The sequence below is a fragment of the Streptomyces sp. NPDC054842 genome (assembly GCF_053611025.1).
This window is the reverse complement of record NZ_JBSGZN010000011.1, coordinates 146,372-166,483: the sequence shown is the minus strand read 5'-3', so window position 1 is coordinate 166,483 and position 20,112 is coordinate 146,372. Positions and strand designations below refer to the sequence as shown.

Below are 20,112 nucleotides of genomic sequence, written 5' to 3'. Positions count from 1 at the left end.
GCCGGACCAATCCCCGCCAGGACAGCCGTACGCGGCGCCCCTCCCCCGACCGGGAGGGACGCCGCGTACGGTTGTCGCCGTCCGCCGCCGCCACGCCGTCGGGCGCGGCGGCGGAGCCGGCAGGTCTCGGCTCAGCTCACGGTGACCGGATACGTGGGGTACTCGACGCCGGACACGTGCTGGACGACGCGGATGACCTGGCAGGAGTAGCCGAACTCGTTGTCGTACCAGAGGTAGAGGATCGCGTCGTCGCCCTCGACCTTCGTGGCACCGGCGTCGACGATCGAGGCGTGCCGCGAGCCGATGAAGTCGCTGGAGACCGCGTCGGGAGCGCTGATGAAGTCGATCTGGCGCTTGAGCGGCGAGGTCAGCGACACGTTGCGCAGGTAGTCGAGGACCTCCTCACGCGTGGTCTCGCGGGCGAGGCGCAGGTTCAGGATCGCGATCGAGACGTCCGGCACCGGCACCCGGATCGAGCTGCCGGTGATCCTCGCCTTGAGGTCGGGCAGCGCCTTCGCCACGGCGGAGGCGGCGCCGGTCTCGGTGAGGACCATGTTGAGCGGCGCGGAGCGGCCCCGGCGGTCCGAGGTGTGGTAATTGTCCAGCAGGTTCTGGTCGTTGGTGAACGAGTGGACGGTCTCCACGTGGCCGCGCAGGACGCCGTACTCGTCCGCCATGGCCTTCAGCGGCGGGACGATCGCGTTGGTGGTGCAGGACGCGCAGGACAGGATCTGCTCGTCGGGCTTGATCGTGTCGTGGTTGACGCCGTGCACGATGTTCGGGACGTCGCCCTTGCCCGGCGCCGTCAGGACGACCTTGTCGACACCGGGCCGCAGGTGCTTGGACAGGCCCTCGCGGTCCCGCCACTTGCCCGTGTTGTCGATGAGGATGGCGTCCTTGATGCCGTACTCCGTGTAGTCGACCTCGGACGGGTCGCTCGCGTAGATGACCTTGATCTCGTTGCCGTTGGCGATGATCGTGCTGTTCGCCTCGTCGACGGTGATCGTGCCCTGGAACTGGCCGTGGATGGAGTCGCGGCGCAGCAGCGAGGCGCGCTTGACGAGATCCCCGGCGGCCCGGCCGCCGCCCTGGCGGACGACGACGGCGCGCAACCGCAGGCCGTTGCCCGAGCCGGCCTTCTCGATGAGCAGGCGGGCCACGAGGCGGCCGATGCGGCCGAACCCGTAGAGGACGACGTCGCGTCCCTCGCGGCGCTCGATCTTGTTCTCGCCCGTGGCGCCGGCGACGGCCTCGGCGGTGAAGTCGGCCACCGAGAGCCCGCGGTCGTCGGACTTGTAGGTCGCGGCGAGCATCCCGATGTCAATCTGGGACGGGCCGAGGTCCAGCGCGGCGAGGGTCTGCAGGAAGGGCAGCGTCTCGGTGACCGAGAGCTCCTCACCCGCCATCTGCCGGGCGAAGCGGTGGGTCTTGAGGATGCTGACCACCGACTTGTTCACCAAGGAGCGGCTGTGCAGCAGGACGGTCACGTCCCGCTCCCGGTGCAGCTTCCCGATGATCGGGATCATCGACTCCGCGATCTCCTCGCGGTTCTTCCAGTTGGTGAACGAGTCGTCGTTGACAGTCACAGGTTTATCTTTCGAGCTAGGCGGTGCTCAGATGTTAACGCTCCCGTCGTTTTGATCATGCAGGGGGTGCCCCTTGGCGGGACCGCCGTCGCCGCGCCCGGAAAACCGCAGCTCATCGGCTTGCGGGGGCCGGTGTTCCGGTCAGTGGTCCGGGGCCGGGTCCTGACCCGGAAGGCGCGCGAGGCCCATCTCCTTTGGGCGTGGGCCGCTTCGGCGCGGCTCCGGGTCCGGGGCGGGCCTCCGCCACCGCTTACTTGTGGCTCCGCTGCCTGCCAGGCGTCGCCAGCTTCTTCGGGGCCTTGTGCTTCGGCGACTTGCTCTGCCGTTCGGTGTGGTCCGCTGCGGCGGGCCGGCGGTCCGCGGCGGGGACCTGCCGGGCGACGGGAGCGGACGGGGAGGACGTGACGGAGCGCTTCCCGTCCCGCGCGGACGGGCCTTCGGAACCGGCCCCGGACCGCGGGTCCGGGGAGGCGGCGGAGCTGTCCGAGGGGCGGGCGCCCGGCGCCGCCGAGACGTGGTTCTCCGGGCCCGTGGCGGAGTCGGCGCCGTCGGGCAGGCCGGCCATGCCCGTGAGGGTGACGCCGAGGAGCGTCGCCAGCGCCGCGCCCGCCGTCGCCAGCGTGCGCCCGTTCACCCGCCGGCCCGGCGAGGCACCGTCGTCGGCGAAGGCGGGGTCGGCGGCGGACGCGGGGTCGGCGGCGACGGTCCGGGCCGTGTGGTGGCCGTCCGGCACCGGTCCGACGAGTACCGCCCGGGCGGCCGCGCCGACGGGCTCCTCACCGTTGCCCAGCGCCCTGAACGCGTCCGCGCAGGTGCGGGCGTCGGGGCGGTCGTCCTCGTCCAGCGCGGTCATGGCGCCCAGCAGGCCGGCCAGTCCGTCGTCGAGGTAGGAGGGGAAGGCCGGGGCCCGGTGCAGGCGCGCGATCGCGGCCTCCAGCGGAGTCCCGTCGTACTCCAGCTCTCCCTTGAGGCATTCCAGGAGGGTCAGGCCGAGCGCGTACACGTCCGCGGCGGGTCCGACCGTCCGGCCCAGGACCTGTTCGGGAGCCAGGTAGGCGGCCGTGCCCACCAGCGCCCCGGTGGCCGTGCGCGCGGTGCTGTCCATCAGCCGGGAGATGCCGAAGTCGGTGAGGTGGGGGACGCCCGTCTCGTCCAGGAGGATGTTGGACGGCTTGACGTCGCGGTGCACCACCCCGGCCGCGTGCACGTGGTCGAGGGCGTCCGCCAGGGCCGCGCCGAGCGCGCACACCTCGGCGGGCGCGAGCACCCCCGCGGCGGCACGTGCGCGCAGTGTCGCCCCGGTGATGAGCTGCATGACGAGGTAGGGGCTGCCCGCCTCCCGGCCGGAGTCGAAGACGGTGACGAGTCCGGGGTGCTGAAGACCGGCCAGCAGCACGGCCTCCTCGGTGAAGCGTTCCTCCGTCTGCGCGTCGGTCCCGGGCCTGAACACCTTGACGGCCACCTGGCGCCTGAGCCGCAGGTCGAACGCGCTGTAGACGTCGGCCGCGCCGCCCTGGCCGAGGAGGGCGTCCAACCGGTAGCGGCCTGCCAGCACGTCGTTGCTCCCCAGGCGGGCGTCCGTCCGCAACGGCCATTGCTTCACTGGCATGTGCCCTCCTACGGCGGACGGTGGTGGGAGCCGACGCGCGGTTGTCGGCCGATCCCGCGGCAGCCGTCCGCGTTCCCACAATGCGCCGCGCTATCCCTTTTCGGGCCGACGCAGGTGACGGCCGCGGCTCTCCTGGACGTCACCCGTGCGGGCCGCCCCGCGTTCCCGCGCTCACCGGAGAGCCGGACGGAAACCCGCGTGGATGGCGGGGGCCGTGGTGGGTACCGCACACAACCGGACCGTACGTTCGTGATCATAAAGGGGAGCGAGCCGTCGACCCGTCACCCGAACGCCGCGCCACCGCGGGGCCGGAGCGTGTCGAGGGGCGGACGGGTGCACGCACTGCCACCGTGAACCCTGTTTCCCCGGGCCGAGGAGGATCTTGTGGAGTCCGACATGACGAAGACCGCCCTGATCGTCGTCGACATGATCAACACCTACGAGCACGAGGACGCCGAGGTGCTGGTCGACTCCGTCCGCGAGACCCTGCCCGCGATGCGGCGGCTGATCGGCCGGGCCCGCGAGCAGGGGGCGGACGTCATCTACGTCAACGACAACTTCGGGCGGTGGCGCTCGCACCACGACGAGCTTCTCCACGCCGCGCTCCAGGGGCCGCACGCGGACCTCGTCGAGCCGATCAGGCCGGACGGGGAGTCGCTCTTCGTCGTCAAGGCCCGCCACTCGATCTTCTACCAGACGCCCCTGGAGTACCTGCTGAACGAACAGGGCATCGGGCACATCGTGATGTGCGGGCAGGTCACGGAGCAGTGCGTGCTGTACTCGGCGCTCGACGCGCACATCCGGCACTTCCGGGTGACCGTGCCGAGCGACGCGGTCGCGCACATCCACGCCGATCTGGCGCAGGCGTCGTTCCGCATGATGCAGCGCAACATGAACGCGGACGTCGTCCCGGCCGACCAGATCGACTTCACCAAGGAGTGACCCGCCGGGCGGCGCCGGGCGGGCCGTTCAGCCCGGGGTCACCCAGCCGTGCCGTACGGCGTGCCCGCCCAGCTGCATCCGCGTCCTGACTCCGGCCAGGTCCATGAGGCGGCGCAGGTGCCGGTGGAGCGTGCGGGGCGACAGCCCGAGCTGTGTGGCCACCGCCAGATCCGTCAGGCCGGCCAGGAGCAGCGCGAGGATCTGCCGGTCGAGGTCGGTGGGGCCGTCCGCGGCGACCTCGACGGAGACGTCGGCGCCGTCTCCGGGGCCCGTGAGTCCGAGCGGAGAGGCGGCGCGCCACACCGACTCGAACAGCGCGTCCAGCGCGTCCAGCAGGCCGCTGCGGTGCAGGAGCACCGCGCCGGGCTCCCCGGCCGGGGTGACGGCCAGCGGCACGAGACCCAGGTCGGCGTCCGCCAGGACGAGTTTCATCGGCAGGCGGTCGGTGACACGCAGCCGCACGCCGTTGCGCAGCGACTCGACCGCGTCGCGCACGATGCCCGGCTCCGCCAGCACCGCCCGGTCCAGGACCGCCCGGAAGCGGACGCCCCTGCCGAGGGCCATGGGCTCGGCGGTGTTCTCGTCGGGGGGCAGGGCGACGAACGGGGCGGTGATGAAGGAGCGGACCTCCGTGCGGGCCGCCTGCTGCACCTGGAGGAAGCGGTGCCGGATCGCGTCGACGCCGGTGACGATCTCGATGAGGTCGCTGATGCTGCTGCCGGTCATCGCCGCGCGGTGCTCCTCGGCGAACGCCACCAGCGCCTGCTCGGCCAGGCGCAGACCGTCCCGGCGCTGGCCGATGAGGGCCCCGAGCGCCATCGCGGGCGGCGCGGCGGTGAAGCGCCCGTCCGCCGACCCGGTCGCCAGTCCCCAGTCGGCCAGACGCGCCAGGGCCTTGTCGACCTCGGCCCACGGCAGGGCGAGCACCTCGGCGAGGGAGGCGGCGGTGGAGTCCGGCCGGCCGAGCAGCGCCCGGTAGACGCGCTCCTGGCCGGCTTCGAGACCCAGTACATCCAGCATCGGCGACCGACTCTCCTCCACTTGCCGCAGCGGGGAGAGTATGGGCCACGGCGGCGGAATCCGAGAAGTCCCTGCTGGGAGGGGTGCTGAGGGGGAGGGCCCCGGGGAGTCGACTCCCGGGGGCCCGACGGTGCGGCTCATCGCAGGCCGTACGCCCGGATGACCTCGTTCTCGACACCGAAGCCCCGGTCGGTCCCGGCGCTCGCGCGGACCGACAGGAAGCCGCCGGGCTTGCCGTCCGCCCTGAACGAGCCGGTCCAGGTGCCGTGGGCGCCCTTGGCGAGGGTCACCTTCCGCCAGGTGGCACCGTCGTCGCAGGAGACGTCCAGCCGCACACTGGTCACCGTGCCGGGCACCTCGCCCAGGTCGGTCGACACCGGCTTGAGCGTGATCCTCTGCGTCGCCCGGGCCTTCACGTCGCCGTGCAGGTCGGACTCCAGCGCGTAGTCCAGGTTCAGCGCCGAGAACGGCTCGAAGAAGTCCGTGTCGGTGGTGTCGGACCTGAAGGTCCACTCGGTGTGGGTGCGCGTCGACAGCCGGAAGGCGTCGGCGGGCCGTTCCACGTCGAGGACGGCACGGTAGGGCAGGTCGCCCGCCGGCACCTCCCGCCACTGCATGTCGCCGCTGACCGGGTTGTCGTGGATCAGGGTGTCGCCCTGGTAGACGCGCAGGTGTGACGGGGTCTCACCCCACGGGAGGTAGCCGCCGAGCCGCTGGGTGCCGCTCGCCGAGGCCCACGCCTGGACGTTCCACGTCATGTAGTTGTTCCAGCGGGAGTTGTACACGCCGAACGACTCGCTCTGGCCCGGCCGGGTCAGCGGCGCGAACCAGTCCTGCCGGGTGGTCGTGCCCCGGGCGTAGGTGTTGTCGCCGGAGACCATCGTCCAGGGCAGGGCCGTGTCGACGCCCTGCGTGTGGAACTCCCTCCAGACCTGACCCGGGGTCACGTACTCGGTGCGGGTGCCCGGGTGCCGCTCCGTGTCGGGGAGGTTGAACGACGGGCTGAGCGTGAAGTCGGAGCGGTAGCCCTCCGCCGCCCGGTCGCCCGCCGCCGCGTAGTAGCGGGCGTCGATGCGGGCCAGGTCGGCCTTGGCGGGCTCGTAGACCAGGGGCCGGTCGGGCACCCGGCCGGGGTAGTCCCGGGTCAGGTCGTAGACGTACGGCGTGTGCTCGGTCTGCTGCACGGTCAGCTTCAGGGAGCCGGACCGGGCCATCGCGGCGAGGGTGCGGCCGGCGTCCCGGTGCACGGCGGCGACGGGGACGGCCGACTCGCCGACGTACTCCACGAGGGCCCCGGCACGGTCGTTGACCACGATCAGCGCCTTGGCGCCGGCCGCCGCCGCGGCCTCGGCGCGCTCCTGCGGCGGGACCTCGTCGCTGCGGTGCACGACGGCGACCTTGCCCCTGGCCCGGACCTTCGCGTACGCCGACGCGGAGCCGTCGCCCGCGAGGACCGCCTCCAGCTTCTCCTCACCGGTGCGCAGGGCGCTGCCCGGCTGCACCTGCGTGTCGAAGCGGAGGCGACCGCCGGACGTGCTCAGACCGAGCCGCGGCTCACCCTTGCGCCAGCGGGTGGTGAGGATGAACTCGCCGTGTTCCATGGCCTTCGTGGGCGACACGTAGACGTCGTCGTACGTGGGCGGCAGCACGTACGCGCTGCGGTAGTCCGTGTACGGGTCCTGCCCCTCGTAGTGGACGTCGAAGTCGACCTTGCGCTGCCGGTCCTCGGTGCGCTGCGGCGCCTCGGTCCGCAGCAGTCGCGCCCTGCTCGCGTCCAGCACCACCTCGGCCGAGCCGTCCTTGAGCACGGTCTCCGGGTCGACCAGGACGGCCAGCCCGGAGCGGTCCGCCTTCTCGCCGGACACGTCGAGGTAGGCCGCGACGGTGTAGACGCCGGGTGCCGTGCGCAGGGTCGTCGAGCCGTCGACCCAGAGCGTGTACGGCCAGACGTCGCCGCCCAGGTTGACGCCGACCCAGCCGGCGGCGGGCTCGCCGTCGCGGCCGACGAGCTCGATGTTCAGGTCGTAGCGCTCCTCCTCCTTGAGCAGCGCCACGGACGTGCGGGCCACCGGCTTCCCGGTGGCGGCGTCGGTGGCGGTCACCCGGCCGACGTGCCGGCCGGGCTGGACGGCGCGCGGGTCGCCGGTCACCGGCACGACGGCGGTGCCGCCCGCCGGGACGCTCACCTCGTCGGCTCCGAGGGTGAAGGGGCCGTCGCGGTTGCCGTCGTTCAGCGCCAGGTCCAGCGTGACGTCGCGGGAGCCGGTGTTGGTGTAGGTCAGCTCCTTCTCGACGGCGCCGTCGCTCGGCCGGTGGGGCCAGGTGTGGTTGCCGAAGAAGAGCGAGCCGGTGCCGCGGACGGGCGTGCGCACGGCGGCGGCCACGTCGAGACGGCCGGTCCCCACCTCGTACGGCGAGTAGCCGTCGTCCAGGCCCTTCGCGGTGCTCATGAGGTGTTCCTTGAGCTGCGCGCCGGTCCAGTCCGGGTGCTGCTGGGCGAGGATCGCCGCCGCGCCGGCCACGTGCGGGGTGGCCATCGAGGTGCCGCTGAGGGTGCGGTAGAGGCCCTCGCCGCCGTCGGTCATCGCCTGGGAGCGGGGAGCGGTGATGTCCACGCCCGGCGCCGCGATGTCCGGCTTCATGGCGCCGGAGCCGGCCAGCGGACCGGTGCTGGAGAAGGACGCGAGCCGGTCCTCCTTGTCCGTCGCGGCCACGGTGAGCGCGGCGGCCGCGGCCCCGGGGGCGGAGACGGTCTCCGGGCCCGCGTTGCCCGCGGCGACGACGAACAGGGTGCCGTACCGCTCGGACAGGGCGTCGACCAATTGCGACATCGGGTCGCTGCCATCTGTCGGGTAGGAGTTGCCGAGGCTCATGTTGACGACGTCGGCACCGGACTCGGCGGCCCACTGCATGCCGGCCATGACCCAGGAGTCCTGGCCGGAGCCCTCCGCTCCGCCGAGCACCTTGCCGACGAGCAGGTCGGCGCCCGGGGCGACGCCCCTGTGGTCGCCCCCGGAGGCGGCGCCCGAACCGACGATGGTGCCCGCCACGTGCGTACCGTGCCCGTTGACGTCGGTGACGCCCTCGTCGGGCACGAAGCTGGCGGTGCCGTCGATCAGGCCCGCGAGATCGGGGTGTCCGGTGTCGACACCCGTGTCGAGGACCGCGACCTTGCTCCCCTTGCCGGTGTACCCGGCCGCCCAGGCCTCGGGCGCGCCGATCAGCGGCACGCTCTCCTTCAGGTCGGGCTCGACCCGTCCGTCCAGCCACAGCTTGGCGACACCCGCGGCCAGCCCGGTGGCGCCCCGCAGAGCAACGGAGGTCCAGAAGGTGCGGGCCTGCCGCTTCTTCGTGCTGAGCACGGCGGCACGGATGCCGGTGAGCTCGCGGGTCATCCGGCTGCCGCGCGGCGCCGTCGGCTCGACGCCCTCGCGCTTCTTCGTTCCGGCGTACGTCGCGATCAGCGGCACCGTGGCCGTCTTCGCGTCGTCGTAGCCCATCTCGATCAGGTCGGTGACGTTGAAGAGCCGCCGGTCGAGCCTGCCCTTGCCGAGCAGCGCCGCCGCCTCGTCCGGGACGACGTACAGGTCCCCCTTGATCTGCTGGAGTTTCACTCCGCCGACGGCGCTGTCGGGCCGGTCGACCTCGGCGGTCTGCCTGCCGTCGGCCGAGGTGGAGACCGTGACGACATCGCCGGTGACCAGGGTGACCCGATGGGTCGCCGAGGGCCTGGCGGGCACGGCGGGCTTGCTCGGAGCCGCCTGGGCGGGGGCTTGCAGGACGACGAGGACCGATGCCAGCAGCGGTACGGCGGTCGCGGCCGCGGTCAGCCGCCGGCGTCTGCGCCGGGAGGCGGAAGCCTGGGAGGGGGAGGACATGCCACGGGTCTACCGACCTGCTCAGGCCGTCGTGAAGGCCTGTCGGCGGCAAGTCGTCGCCATGGCAAGGACTCGCCAGTCCCAAACCACGCGAAGCCGTACGAGACCAGGTCAGCGGCGCCGACGGAGGGCGCTCGCCGCCCCGCACCGAGCCCTTACGGCGCCCCGCATTTCATGCGCGCGTCCGCCGTCCCTTGCTCGGCCTCATGCATGCCATCGGGTGAGCGCGTATCCCGCCCCGCGTGCGTTCCTCGCCCCCCACCCGTGCCCGCGGATGCCACCGGATGAGCGCGTATCCCGCCCCGCGTGCGTTCGTCGCCACCCGGGCTCACGTATGCGACTTAGTGAGCGCGCATCGCGCCCGGCGCCCGTCGGCATCACGCGGTCACCGCGCCGGACGCCGGCCGCAGCCGGGCGGGACCACTGCCGGTACGGACCGGCCGGGCGGCCCCTCCGGTGGGTGTCACGCGCGGACGGCGCTGCCCTGCGGGGTCCCCCGAAGCGCCTTAGTGTGAGTTCACGGCGATCCCGTCGGGGAGACCCGCCGTCTCGTGTGCCCGAATGCACCCGACTCCTCCGTCGAAGGGGGCGTGACGTGGGTGTCCCGACATCCTGGGCGGCCCGGTTCAGGCTGCGGCAGTACGTCAAGGCCAGTCTGTGGATCCTGCCGACGGCCGGTCTGGTCCTGGGCGCGCTGCTCGCCGAACTCGCGCTCGTCGCCGACAGCACGAACCGGCCGCCGAGCGGCTGGCACTACTCCTCGACCACGGCGAGCGGCGTCCTCACCGCCATCGTCGGGGCGATGGTGGCGCTGCTCGGATTCGTCGTCACCATCGGCGTGCTGGTGGTGCAGCAGGCCACAAGCACCCTCTCCCCCCGCTACATGCGCCTCTGGTACCGGGACCGGCTGCAGAAGGCGGTCCTGGCGACGTTCACGGGGACGTTCGCCTTCGCCTTCTCGCTGCTGCGCAGCGTCGAGTCCGACTCGGTCCCCGACCTGGGCGTCACCCTGGCCGGGGCGGCCGTCGCGGTCAGTCTCGTGCTGCTGCTCGTCTACCTGAACCGGTTCACGCACAGCCTCCGTCCGGTGGCCATCGCCGAGTTGGTGACGACCCTCGGGGAGGCCGTCCTCGAGAGCGGCGCGTCCGCGCTCAGGGGCGCCGCCCCGCGCGGGGACCAGGTCGTGCCGGCCGCGGGACCGGTGACCCGTATCCGTACCGATCGCGGCGGAGCCGTCCAGGCGTTCGACGTGGCCGGACTGGTCGCGGAGGCCACGCGCCACGACTGCGTCCTCGTGGTGACCCGGCTCGTCGGGGACTTCGTACCCCCGGGCACCGTCCTGGTGGAGGTCCACGGAAATACGTCAGGCCCGTCACCGGAGCGGGTGAACGGTCTCGTCGCGCTCGGGGCCGAGCGCACCATCGAACAGGACCCCGCCTTCGCGCTGCGCGTCCTCGTCGACATCGCCATCCGCGCCCTGTCCCCGGCCGTGAACGACCCCACCACCGCCGTCCAGGTGATCAACTACATCGAGCGGTTCCTGCACACCATCGGCAGGACGCAGCTCCCGGCCCGGCACATCCTGGCCGACCGCCACGGGGACGCCCGGCTCGTGCTCCCGGGGCGCGACTGGGACAGCCTCCTCCAGCTCGCCGTCTGCGAGATCCGCGAGTACGGAAGCTCGTCCGTGCAGATCTGCCGCAGGCTGCGCGCCGTGCTCGACGGCCTGCTGGACGGGCTTCCCCCGCCGCAGCACCCCGCGATCCGTGCCGAACTGGGCCTGCTGCGGGACTCCGTGGAGCGGCACTTCCCCGACGCGGCCCGCAGGGCCGTCGCGGAGCAGCCGGACCTCCAGGGCATCGGCGGCCAGTACCCCTCCTAGCCCTCCTCCCGACCAGGCGGGCCGACCCCCCTCACAATGGAGCGCCACCATGAGCACACCTCGGTTCGAGGACACCAAGGACTTCGAGAACGCGGACCGCGGGTTCATCGCGGCCCTCGTACCGGCCCGGATCGAGAACGCCGACGGCCGCGTGGTGTACGACAACGACAGCTACGCCTTCGTGGACGGCCCGTGCCCCGACACCGCGCACCCGAACCTGTGGCGGCAGGCGCAGCTGGTGGCCAGGCAGGGTCTCTACAGCGTCACGCCGGGCATCTACCAGGTCCGGGGGCTCGACCTGTCGAACATGACGCTGGTGGAGGGGGAACGCGGCGTCGTCGTCATCGACCCGCTGATCTCGACGGAGTGCGCCGCCGCGGCGCTCGCCCTCTACCGCGAGCACCGGGGCGACCGCCCGGTCACCGGCCTGATCTACACGCACTCCCACGCGGACCACTTCGGCGGCTCCCGGGGCGTCCTGCCCGAGGGCACCGGACAGGGCGTCCCCGTCCTGGCACCGGCCGGCTTCATGGAGCACGCCATCAGCGAGAACGTCTACGCGGGCAACGCGATGACACGGCGGGCCGTGTACATGTACGGCGACCGGCTGCCGCGCGCCGCCAACGGGCAGATCGGCGCCGGGCTGGGCATGGCGATGTCCACCGGGACGATCAGCCTGATCCCGCCCACGGTCGACATCACCGAGACCGGGCAGGAGGAGGTCGTCGACGGGGTGCGGATCGTCTTCCAGCTGACCCCGGGCACCGAGGCACCGGCGGAGATGAACTTCCTCTTCCCCGACCAGCGCGCCCTGTGCCTCGCCGAGAACGTCACGCACACCATGCACAACATCCAGACCCTGCGCGGCGCGATGGTGCGGGACGCCCGCAACTGGTCCCGCTACATCGACGAGGCGATCGAGTACTTCCACGGCCGGTACGACGTCGGCTTCGCCTCCCACCACTGGCCGACCTGGGGCCACGACGAGGTGGTCCGGCTCCTGAGCGAACAGCGGGACCTCTACGGCTACCTGCACGACCAGACCCTGCGCATGCTCAACGAGGGGCTGGTGGCCGCGGAGATCGCCGAGGCGCTGCGGCTGCCGCCCGCCATCGAGTCGGCGTGGAACACGCGCGGCTACTACGGCTCGCTCAGCCACAACGTCAAGGCGGTCTACCACCGGTACCTGGGCTGGTTCGAGGGCAACCCCGCGACGCTCTGGCAGCACCCGCCCACCGAGCAGGCCAGGCGCTACGTCGACCTCGCGGGCGGCCGGGACGGCGCGCTGGCCAAGGCACGCGCGTACGCCGAGGAGGGCGACCTGCGGTTCGCGGCCACGGTGCTCGACCACCTGGTCTTCGCCGACGCGCGGGACACCGAGGCCAAGGAGGTCCTCGCGTCGGTCTACGACCGGCTCGGCCAGGGCTCGGAGAACGGCACCTGGCGGAACTTCTACCTGACCGCCGCGCTCGAACTGCGCTCCGGTGTCGGCGGCGAGGTCGCCGACGTCACCAACCCGGAGATGGTGATGGCGCTGTCCACCGAGCAGCTCCTGGACTCCGTCGCCATCCGGATCGACGGGCCGCGGGCGTGGGACGAGGACCTCGTCATCGACGTGCACCTCACCGACGAGGAGCGCCGGCACCGGCTGACCCTGCACAACGGAACGCTCACGCACCGGGTCCTGCGCCCGGAGTACCCCGGCGGCCGGTCCCGCCCGGAGGCCGGACTCACCCTGACGCTCACCAAGCCGGAACTCATCGGCCTCCTCGCGGGCCAGGGCATCGACCAGGTCGAGCACACCGGCGATCCGGACCTGCTGGCACGCCTGTTCGCCCTGGTGACCTCCCCCGACAAGCAGTTCCCCATCGTCACGCCCTGAGGCAGGCCCGGCCTCCGTACGCCGTGAGCCCCGGCCGTGGGCTCGGGGCCATGGTGGGTACGCAGTTGGGCGGGTCGGCACGAGGACCGGGCCGCCCCCGGGAGGAACGGGTGACCGGGGCCTTCCTCGACGTCCCCGGGACACACGAAAGGCCGCCCTCTCACGGATGAGAGAACGGCCTCCGACCTGCGTTGCGGCAGAGTCGGGACGACAGGATTTGAACCTGCGACCCCTTGACCCCCAGTCAAGTGCGCTACCAAGCTGCGCCACGTCCCGGTGCCCGTCTGACCTGGGGTTTCCCCTGGCCGAACGTGCACCGAAACAATACCGCACTCGGGCCCGTGATCGCGCACCGCTTTTGCGGTGCGACGCACAGCGGCCGTCCCGCGCCCGCGGGGACTTGACCTCAAGTTTGCTTGAGGTTGCACGATCGTCGGCATGACGATCACGGCGGAGCGCGGCCACGCGCGGTATCGGTACGAGGACCTGCCCGGGCTCATGGGGCTGATGACGGGCGACGAGAAGCACGGCCCCGCGGCGACGTCCACCCTGGACGCGTTGTGGGTGCTCTACGACCGCGTCCTGCGCGTGGGACCCGAGCGGACGGACGACCCGGGCCGGGACCGGTTCCTGCTGTCGAAGGGGCACGGGCCCATGGCGTACTACGCGGTGCTCGCCGCCAAGGGGTTCGTGCCCGTCGACTGGCTCGCGGGCTTCGGCTCGTTCGACTCGCCGCTGGGGCACCACCCGGACCGCGTGCTGGTCCCGGGCGCGGAGATCGGCAGCGGGTCCCTGGGACACGGGCTGCCGATCGCGGTCGGCACGGCACTCGGTCTGCGCGCACAGGGTCTCGACGACCCGTCGGTGTGGGTGCTGGTCGGGGACGCCGAGCTGGACGAGGGCAGCAACCACGAGGCCATCGCGTACGCGGGTCCGGCCGGGCTGGAACGGCTGCACACCGTCGTCATCGACAACGCCTCGGCCAGTCACGCCCGGCCCGGCGGGATCGCGGCGCGGTTCGCTGCGGCCGGCTGGTCCACGCGGACCGTGGACGGCCGCGACCACACGGCGCTGTACGCCGCCTTCACCGCGCCGCATCCGGGCCGGCCGCACGTGGTCGTCGCCCGGGTGGAGCCCAAGGGCGCCTGAGCCGGCCCTTCCGGCCCTCCCCCACCTCCCGCACTCCCCTCCGCCCGGCACGGAACGGGCGGACCGACCGACCGACCCTGCCTGGAAGGACACATCCCATGGACACCATGCGTGACCGCTTCGCCCCCGTGGCCGGGCGGCTGCTCGACGAGGACCCGCGCGTCGCGGTCGTCCTCGCCGAGATCGGCGCCGACGGCTTCGCGGAGGCCCGGCGGCGGCACCCGGACCGGGTGATCAACGTCGGTATCCGCGAGCAGCTCCTCGTCGGGGCGGCCGCGGGACTCGCGCTCACGGGGCTGCGGCCGGTGGTGCACACCTTCGCCGGCTTCCTCGTGGAGCGGCCCTTCGAGCAGGTCAAGCTCGACCTCGGGCACCAGGACGCCGGCGCGGTCCTGGTCAGCGCGGCCGCCTCCTTCGACTGGCCGGCCGGCGGCTTCACGCACATGTCCCCCGGCGACGTGGCACTGCTGGACACGCTGGACGGCTGGACCGTGCACGTCCCGGGCCATCCGGACGAGGCGGAGACCCTGCTGCGGCACGCGGTGGCCGCCGGCGACGACAAGGTCTACGTCCGCCTGTCCGTGCAGTCGAACGCGCGCGGACTGCCGGTCGACGGGGCGCACTTCCTTACCGTGCGGGAGGGCCGCTCGGGCGTGGTCGTCGCCGTGGGCCCGATGCTCGACGCCGTCCTCGACGCGACGGAGGGGCTCGACGTGACGGTCCTGTACGCGGCCACCGTGCGTCCCTTCGACGCGGCGGGGCTGCGCCGGGCCACGGACGCGGCGGGGCCGGACGTCGTCCTGGTCGAGCCGTATCTGGCGGGTACCTCGACGACCGAGGCCAACGACGCGCTGGCCGACGTGCCGCACAGGGTCCTCGGCCTGGGTGTGGGCCGCCGGGAACTGCGCCGGTACGGCGGCGTCGACGAGCACGTGGCCGCCCACGGGCTCGACGCGAAAGCGCTGCGGGAGCGGATCGGCGGCTTCCTGGGGGCGGGCGTCGCGGTCCGCGGGTGACGGGGTGCGGACCCCGCCGCCCCGGTCCGGGCACCGCCACCACGGTCGTGTCAGCCGACGGCCGGGTGCCCCAGCTCCGGATGGGAGTCGAGGAGCCGGGTCGGTGCCGCCTGGCGCCAGGAGTCGGCCAGGATGTCGCGCAGTTCGCCCTCGTCCTCCAGGGCGGCGAGGCGGACGCGGACCCAGGCGAAATTGGCCTCGTGGTCGGCGATCCAGAACTTGTCCGGCTCCGCCAGGGCCAGTTCGTCGCGCTCCTCCTTCGGGCAGCGCACGGCGATGGAGGTCTCGTTCTCGGGCAGCGTGGCGAACATCTTGCCCGCGACCCGGAACGTGGGCATGCTCCAGGCGGTCTTCTCCGTCGTGTCCGGCAGGGAGAGGGCGATACGGCGTACGTCTTCGGCATCCGGCATGGACCGCACCGTAACCGCTGCCACTGACATCCACCCGCCGGGGCGCGGTGACGGGCGGGCCGCCACCGCGTCCGCTGCGCCTCGGGCGGAGTCGGCCGCACGTCCGGCGGCTCCTGGCGCGACGCGCGCACAGGGCCGGAAGGACGACCTGCCGTGGACGTGTCCGGGCGGCCCGGAGAGGCACGAGTCCCGCGCCCCTCGCCCCGTTTGAGGTGAGAGGCGGCGGAACTCGTCGCGGCCCATGCGGCTTTGACCGTCGGGCCGGGCGGGGTACCGCCCGGCGGCGGGCTCAGGCGGCGGGGCCGACGTGCTTGTAGAAGATCGTCGTGGCGTGCAGCGTGCCGCCGGGTGTGGCGGCGTAGTCCGGGATGTCGCCGACCCGGGTCCATCCGGCGGAGCGGTAGAGGGACTCGGCGGGGCTGCCCGTCTCGGTGTCGAGGTGCAGCAGGGTGACGCCCGCCGCGGCCGCCGCCCGCTCGGCGGTGGCGAGGAGCGTACGGCCGATCCCCTGGCCGCGGCCGTCCCGGTGCACCATCAGCTTCACCAGTTCGGCGCGGTGGCGGCTGTTCGGCTTGCCCGGGAAGGCGAGGCCGACGGTGCCGGTGACCCGGTCGCCGGTGCGCGCCACCCAGACGGCGAGCCGCCCGGCGGCGACCGCCTCCGCCTGCTCCCGCCACCAGGCGAGGGCCGCCGCGCGGTCGAGGGGGGCGAGGAACCCGACGGAGGCTCCTCCGTCCACGGTGTCGGCCAGCAGGTCCGCCAACTCCTCCGCGTGGTCCAGTAGTTGATCCGGGGTCAGCCGGGAGGCCGCGGTCACGGCAGCACCACCGCCAGCGCGTACCGGACGTCCTCGGGGCCGGGGCACCTGAAGCGGGTCGGTCCCCACACGCGCATCCGGAGGCAGTCACCGGTGGCGAGGTGGTGCTCGACGTCCCGCGCGGTGACGTCGAGGCTTCCGGACAGGACCCAGATGTGCTGTTCGAGGCCGGGGACGGGCGGACGGTCGTACGCGATGTCGGCGCCCGCCGTGAGCCGCCCCTCGACCAGTTCACCGCGCAGGCCCGCGTGCGGCGGGGAGACCGAGCGCCGCAGGAAACCGGACGCGGCGTCCTTCCAGACGGCCTGGTCGGCGGCGCGCACGAGCGGGTCCGGGGCCGCCTCGACCTCGCTGAGCAGCTGCGACATGGTGCGCCCGTACACCCCGCACAGCCGGTTCAGCAGTGCGGCCGTGGGGCTGATCTCGGCGCGCTCGGCCCGCGAGAGCGTCGAGCGGCTCACTCCGCTGCGGTCGGCCAACTCGCCCAGGGACCAGCCGCGTTCGGCACGCAGCTCGGCCAGGCGGGCGGCGAGCCGGGCGTCGACGGCGCCCTCCACATCGTTTCCCATATTCGGGATGTTATCCCAGATGTGAGACGCAAGGTCGCGGGCTCCGGGCGGATCAGGCCGTCGCGGCCTCCGCCAGGGCGTCCAGCACCGGCCTGATCAGCGGATGGCCCTCCGCGCCGCGGCGTACGGCGGCGAAGACGCGCCGGGTCGGGGCGGTGCCGTCGACGGGCCGCACCACCACGCCCGTGAGGTCCATGCCGCGCAGGGCCGAGCGGGGCACCAGGGCCACCCCGGCGTCGGCCGAGGCGAGGGCGACGACGGCCCGGAAGTCGTCCGAGGAGTGTTCGAGGCGGGGCTGGAACCCGGCGTTCTCGCAGGCCAGGACGACCACGTCGTGGCAGGGGTTGCCCGGATACGGGCCGATCCAGGGGTCCTTGGCCAGCTCGGCGAGCGGCACCTCGCCGGCGCCGGCCAGCCGGTGCGTCACGGGGACGACCGCGTCGAAGGGCTCGGCGTACAACGGCACGTGCGTCAGGCGCGGGTCGTCCGCCGCCGGGGCGCCCCGGTACTCGACGGCGACCGCCACGTCGACCTGCCGGTCCAGGACCATGGGCAGGCTGGCGTCCCCCTCGGCGTCCTGCACGCGCAGGCGGATGCCGGGCGCCGTCAGCGCGAGGCGGGCCAGCGCGGGCGCCACGACCAGGCCGATGCCGGTCGCGAAGGCGGCGACGGTCACCGTGCCGGCCGCACCCGAGCTGTACGCCGCCAGTTCCGCCTCGGCGCGCTCCAGCTGGGCAAGGACCTCGTTCGTGTGGCCGAGCAGGATCTCGCCGGCGGGGGTCAGCCGTACGCCCCGGGCGCCGCGCTCCACGAGCCGGTGGCCGGTCTCCTGCTCCAGCGCCGCCAGCTGCTGGGAGACCGCCGAGGGCGTGAGGTACAGCGCGGCGGCAGCCGCCGTCACCGTGCGGTGGTCCGCCACCGCACGGAGGATGTGGAGCCGCCGCGCCTCGATCATGCGACCGATTCTCTCAGGTCACACGGCCAATGGGTCCCGCTCAGGCGTCCAGCTCCGCGCGGGCCGCGACGAAGGCGTCCACGGCCCGGTTCACGTCCTCGGTCGAGTGGGCGGCGGACAGCTGCACCCGGATGCGGGCCTGCCCCTGCGGCACCACCGGGTACGAGAAGCCGATCACGTACACACCGCGCTCCAGGAGCAGCTCGGCGAGGCGTCCGGCCACGGCCGCGTCACCGATCATGACGGGGGCGATCGCGTGGTCGCCGGGCAGCACGTCGAAGCCCTCCTCCGTCATCCGGGAGCGGAACAGCGCCGTATTGGCGGCCAGCTTCTCGCGCAGGTCGCCGGCCGACTCCAGCAGGTCGAGGACCTTCAGGGAGGCCGCCGCGATCACCGGGGCGAGGGTGTTGGAGAAGAGGTACGGGCGCGAGCGCTGGCGGAGCAGGGCGACGATCTCGGCGCGGGCGGCCACGTAGCCGCCGGACGCGCCGCCGAGGGCCTTGCCGAGGGTGCCGGTGATGATGTCGACGCGGTCCATGACGCCGTGCAGCTCGGGGGTGCCCCGGCCGCCGGGGCCGACGAAGCCGACGGCGTGCGAGTCGTCGACCATGACCATGGCGTCGTAGCGGTCGGCGAGGTCGCAGATCTCGCGCAGCGGCGCCACGTAACCGTCCATGGAGAACACGCCGTCGGTGACGATCAGGCGGCGCCTGGCGTCGGACGCCTCCTTGAGCTGCCGCTCCAGGTCGGCCATGTCGCGGTTGGCGTAGCGGAAGCGGCGGGCCTTGGAGAGCCGGATGCCGTCGATGATGGAGGCGTGGTTGAGGGCGTCGGAGATCACGGCGTCCTCGGCGCCGAGCAGCGTCTCGAAGACACCGCCGTTGGCGTCGAAGCAGGAGGAGTACAGGATCGTGTCCTCCTGGCCGAGGAAGCCGGACAGGCGCCGCTCCAGCTCCTTGTGCACCTCCTGCGTACCGCAGATGAAGCGCACGGAGGCCATCCCGTAGCCCCAGCGGTCGAGTGCCTCGTGCGCGGCGGCGACGACCTCGGGGTGGTCGGCGAGGCCGAGGTAGTTGTTGGCGCAGAAGTTGAGGACCTCGCCGGGGCGGCCGCCGGAGGTGACACCGACGGTCGCGGACTGCGGGGTGCCGATGACGCGCTCGGGCTTGTGCAGGCCGGCGGCGCGGATCTCGTCGAGGGTGGCGCGGAGGTCGTCGCGTACGGAGTCGAACATGGGAAGGGCTCCTGAAGTGCTAGCGCGGGAGGGGGTTACGCGGTCCAGTCGAGGATGACCTTGCCGCCGCGGCCGCTCGCCGCGTCCGCGAAGGCCGCCTCGAAGTCGCGGTAGCCGTACCGGCCGGTGATGACGGGGGCGAGGTCGAGTCCGCCTTCGAGCAGGACCGACATCGCGTACCAGGTCTCGAACATCTCCCGGCCGTAGATGCCCTTGATGGTGATCATGGACGTCACGATCCGGGACCAGTCGACCGGGAACTCCTCGGCGGGCAGCCCCAGCATGGCGATCCGGCCGCCGTGCGTCATGTTGGCGATCATGTCGCGCATCGCCTCGGGGCGGCCGGACATCTCCAGGCCGATGTCGAAGCCCTCACGCAGCCCCAGGGCGCGCTGGCCGTCGGCGATGGTCCCCTCCCGGACGTTCAGGGCGAGGCTCACGCCGATCTTGCGGGCCAGTTCCAGCCGCTCCTCGCTGACGTCCGTGATGACGACGTTGCGGGCGCCGGCGTGCCGGGCCACGGCCGCGGCCATCAGACCGATGGGTCCGGCGCCGGTGACCAGGACGTCCTCGCCGACCAGCGGGAAGGAGAGCGCCGTGTGCACCGCGTTGCCGAACGGGTCGAAGATCGCGGCGATGTCGAGGTCCACCGGCACCCGGTGCACCCACACGTTGGCGGCGGGCAGCGCCACGTACTCGGCGAACGCGCCGTCGCGGCCGACACCGAGACCGACCGTGGCCCGGCACAGGTGGCGGCGGCCGGCCAGGCAGTTCCGGCACTTGCCGCAGACCAGGTGCCCCTCGCCGCTGACCCGGTCGCCCACCGCGATGTCGGCGACGTCACGGCCGGTCTCGACGACCTCCCCGACGAACTCGTGGCCGAGGACGAGCGGGGTGGCGATCGCCTGCTGCGCCCAGCCGTCCCAGTTCCGGATGTGCAGATCGGTCCCGCAGATGCCGGTCCTGAGCACCTTGATCAGTACATCGCCGGAACCGATGGACGGCTCGGGTACGTCCGCGAGCCAGAGGCCCGGTTCCGCCTTCTCCTTGACCAGCGCCTTCAACGCAACGGCTCCTGTGGGTGAGGTCCCGGAGCCGGGCACGCCGAAGCGGCCCGTACCGGGGAGAGGGGTGTGATCCCCCAGAAATCTGCCGTACGACGC

General features: G+C 72.9%; 15 protein-coding genes and 1 tRNA gene. 5 read left to right on the top strand and 11 right to left on the bottom strand.

What is annotated here, in order from left to right:
* Nucleotides 1-131 precede the first annotated feature (131 nt).
* The gene (locus ACWGIS_RS11610; protein WP_453362197.1) at nucleotides 132-1,586 is read right to left on the bottom strand and encodes a glyceraldehyde-3-phosphate dehydrogenase; all 1,455 of its coding nucleotides are present in this window, start codon (nucleotides 1,584-1,586) and stop codon (nucleotides 132-134) included.
* A gap of 250 nt (nucleotides 1,587-1,836) precedes the next feature.
* Nucleotides 1,837-3,195, bottom strand: coding sequence for a protein kinase domain-containing protein (locus ACWGIS_RS11605; protein WP_453362196.1), 1,359 nt, complete (start codon nucleotides 3,193-3,195; stop codon nucleotides 1,837-1,839).
* 396 nt (nucleotides 3,196-3,591) lie between these two features.
* On the opposite strand from ACWGIS_RS11605, the gene ACWGIS_RS11600 reads away from it, so the two are divergent.
* Nucleotides 3,592-4,137, top strand: a complete 546-nt coding sequence (locus tag ACWGIS_RS11600; RefSeq protein ID WP_453362195.1) for a cysteine hydrolase family protein — start codon at nucleotides 3,592-3,594, stop codon at nucleotides 4,135-4,137.
* Between the two features lie 27 nt (nucleotides 4,138-4,164).
* Here ACWGIS_RS11600 and ACWGIS_RS11595 read toward each other — a convergent pair whose 3' ends face one another.
* Together ACWGIS_RS11595 and ACWGIS_RS11590 are read right to left on the bottom strand one after the other, a co-directional pair.
* A complete protein-coding gene (locus tag ACWGIS_RS11595) occupies nucleotides 4,165-5,157 on the bottom strand; it encodes a helix-turn-helix transcriptional regulator (RefSeq protein ID WP_453362194.1) in 993 nt (330 codons plus the stop codon).
* Between the two features lie 137 nt (nucleotides 5,158-5,294).
* On the bottom strand, nucleotides 5,295-9,035 hold the full coding sequence (locus ACWGIS_RS11590) for a S8 family serine peptidase (RefSeq protein WP_453362193.1): 3,741 nt from the start codon (nucleotides 9,033-9,035) through the stop codon (nucleotides 5,295-5,297).
* A 595-nt stretch (nucleotides 9,036-9,630) separates the two neighbouring features.
* On the opposite strand from ACWGIS_RS11590, the gene ACWGIS_RS11585 reads away from it, so the two are divergent.
* Nucleotides 9,631-10,917: a DUF2254 domain-containing protein gene (locus ACWGIS_RS11585; protein WP_453362192.1), complete on the top strand. Its 1,287-nt coding sequence runs from the start codon at nucleotides 9,631-9,633 to the stop codon at nucleotides 10,915-10,917.
* A gap of 49 nt (nucleotides 10,918-10,966) precedes the next feature.
* A complete protein-coding gene (locus ACWGIS_RS11580; RefSeq protein WP_453362191.1) occupies nucleotides 10,967-12,799 on the top strand; it encodes an alkyl/aryl-sulfatase in 1,833 nt (610 codons plus the stop codon).
* 202 nt (nucleotides 12,800-13,001) lie between these two features.
* Here ACWGIS_RS11580 and ACWGIS_RS11575 read toward each other — a convergent pair.
* Nucleotides 13,002-13,075: transfer RNA gene (locus ACWGIS_RS11575), tRNA-Pro, on the bottom strand.
* Nucleotides 13,076-13,237: 162 nt separating this feature from the next.
* Between ACWGIS_RS11575 and ACWGIS_RS11570 the strand changes: the two genes are divergently transcribed.
* Nucleotides 13,238-13,948, top strand: a complete 711-nt coding sequence (locus ACWGIS_RS11570) for a transketolase (protein ID WP_453362190.1) — start codon at nucleotides 13,238-13,240, stop codon at nucleotides 13,946-13,948.
* 98 nt (nucleotides 13,949-14,046) lie between these two features.
* Nucleotides 14,047-14,964, top strand: coding sequence for a transketolase family protein (locus tag ACWGIS_RS11565; protein WP_453362189.1), 918 nt, complete (start codon nucleotides 14,047-14,049; stop codon nucleotides 14,962-14,964).
* A gap of 50 nt (nucleotides 14,965-15,014) precedes the next feature.
* Here ACWGIS_RS11565 and ACWGIS_RS11560 read toward each other — a convergent pair whose 3' ends face one another.
* The 6 genes from ACWGIS_RS11560 to tdh form a co-directional block, all read right to left on the bottom strand.
* Complete coding sequence (locus ACWGIS_RS11560) at nucleotides 15,015-15,404, bottom strand: MmcQ/YjbR family DNA-binding protein (RefSeq protein ID WP_453362188.1); 390 nt, start codon at nucleotides 15,402-15,404, stop codon at nucleotides 15,015-15,017.
* A 259-nt stretch (nucleotides 15,405-15,663) separates the two neighbouring features.
* Nucleotides 15,664-16,191, bottom strand: coding sequence for an N-acetyltransferase family protein (locus tag ACWGIS_RS11555; RefSeq protein WP_453362187.1), 528 nt, complete (start codon nucleotides 16,189-16,191; stop codon nucleotides 15,664-15,666).
* On the bottom strand, nucleotides 16,188-16,760 hold the full coding sequence (locus ACWGIS_RS11550) for a helix-turn-helix domain-containing protein (protein ID WP_453362186.1): 573 nt from the start codon (nucleotides 16,758-16,760) through the stop codon (nucleotides 16,188-16,190). Before ACWGIS_RS11550 ends, ACWGIS_RS11555 begins: the two co-directional genes overlap by 4 nt.
* A 52-nt stretch (nucleotides 16,761-16,812) precedes the next feature.
* Nucleotides 16,813-17,715, bottom strand: coding sequence for a LysR family transcriptional regulator (locus ACWGIS_RS11545; protein WP_453362185.1), 903 nt, complete (start codon nucleotides 17,713-17,715; stop codon nucleotides 16,813-16,815).
* 40 nt (nucleotides 17,716-17,755) lie between these two features.
* Nucleotides 17,756-18,949, bottom strand: a complete 1,194-nt coding sequence (locus ACWGIS_RS11540) for a glycine C-acetyltransferase (RefSeq protein ID WP_453362184.1) — start codon at nucleotides 18,947-18,949, stop codon at nucleotides 17,756-17,758.
* A 35-nt stretch (nucleotides 18,950-18,984) separates the two neighbouring features.
* The gene (gene tdh, locus ACWGIS_RS11535; protein ID WP_453362183.1) at nucleotides 18,985-20,013 is read right to left on the bottom strand and encodes an L-threonine 3-dehydrogenase; all 1,029 of its coding nucleotides are present in this window, start codon (nucleotides 20,011-20,013) and stop codon (nucleotides 18,985-18,987) included.
* Nucleotides 20,014-20,112 lie beyond the last annotated feature (99 nt).

Bases quoted from the DNA above. Each gene is read 5' to 3' on its own strand.
- ACWGIS_RS11605 (WP_453362196.1), bottom strand. From the start codon at position 3,195: ATGCCAGTGAAGCAATGGCCGTTGCGGACGGACGCCCGCCTGGGGAGC.
- ACWGIS_RS11600 (WP_453362195.1), top strand. From the start codon at position 3,592: ATGACGAAGACCGCCCTGATCGTCGTCGACATGATCAACACCTACGAG.
- ACWGIS_RS11595 (WP_453362194.1), bottom strand. From the start codon at position 5,157: ATGCTGGATGTACTGGGTCTCGAAGCCGGCCAGGAGCGCGTCTACCGG.
- ACWGIS_RS11590 (WP_453362193.1), bottom strand. From the start codon at position 9,035: ATGTCCTCCCCCTCCCAGGCTTCCGCCTCCCGGCGCAGACGCCGGCGG.
- ACWGIS_RS11580 (WP_453362191.1), top strand. From the start codon at position 10,967: ATGAGCACACCTCGGTTCGAGGACACCAAGGACTTCGAGAACGCGGAC.
- ACWGIS_RS11570 (WP_453362190.1), top strand. From the start codon at position 13,238: ATGACGATCACGGCGGAGCGCGGCCACGCGCGGTATCGGTACGAGGAC.
- ACWGIS_RS11565 (WP_453362189.1), top strand. From the start codon at position 14,047: ATGGACACCATGCGTGACCGCTTCGCCCCCGTGGCCGGGCGGCTGCTC.
- ACWGIS_RS11560 (WP_453362188.1), bottom strand. From the start codon at position 15,404: ATGTCAGTGGCAGCGGTTACGGTGCGGTCCATGCCGGATGCCGAAGAC.
- ACWGIS_RS11550 (WP_453362186.1), bottom strand. From the start codon at position 16,760: ATGGGAAACGATGTGGAGGGCGCCGTCGACGCCCGGCTCGCCGCCCGC.
- ACWGIS_RS11545 (WP_453362185.1), bottom strand. From the start codon at position 17,715: ATGATCGAGGCGCGGCGGCTCCACATCCTCCGTGCGGTGGCGGACCAC.
- ACWGIS_RS11540 (WP_453362184.1), bottom strand. From the start codon at position 18,949: ATGTTCGACTCCGTACGCGACGACCTCCGCGCCACCCTCGACGAGATC.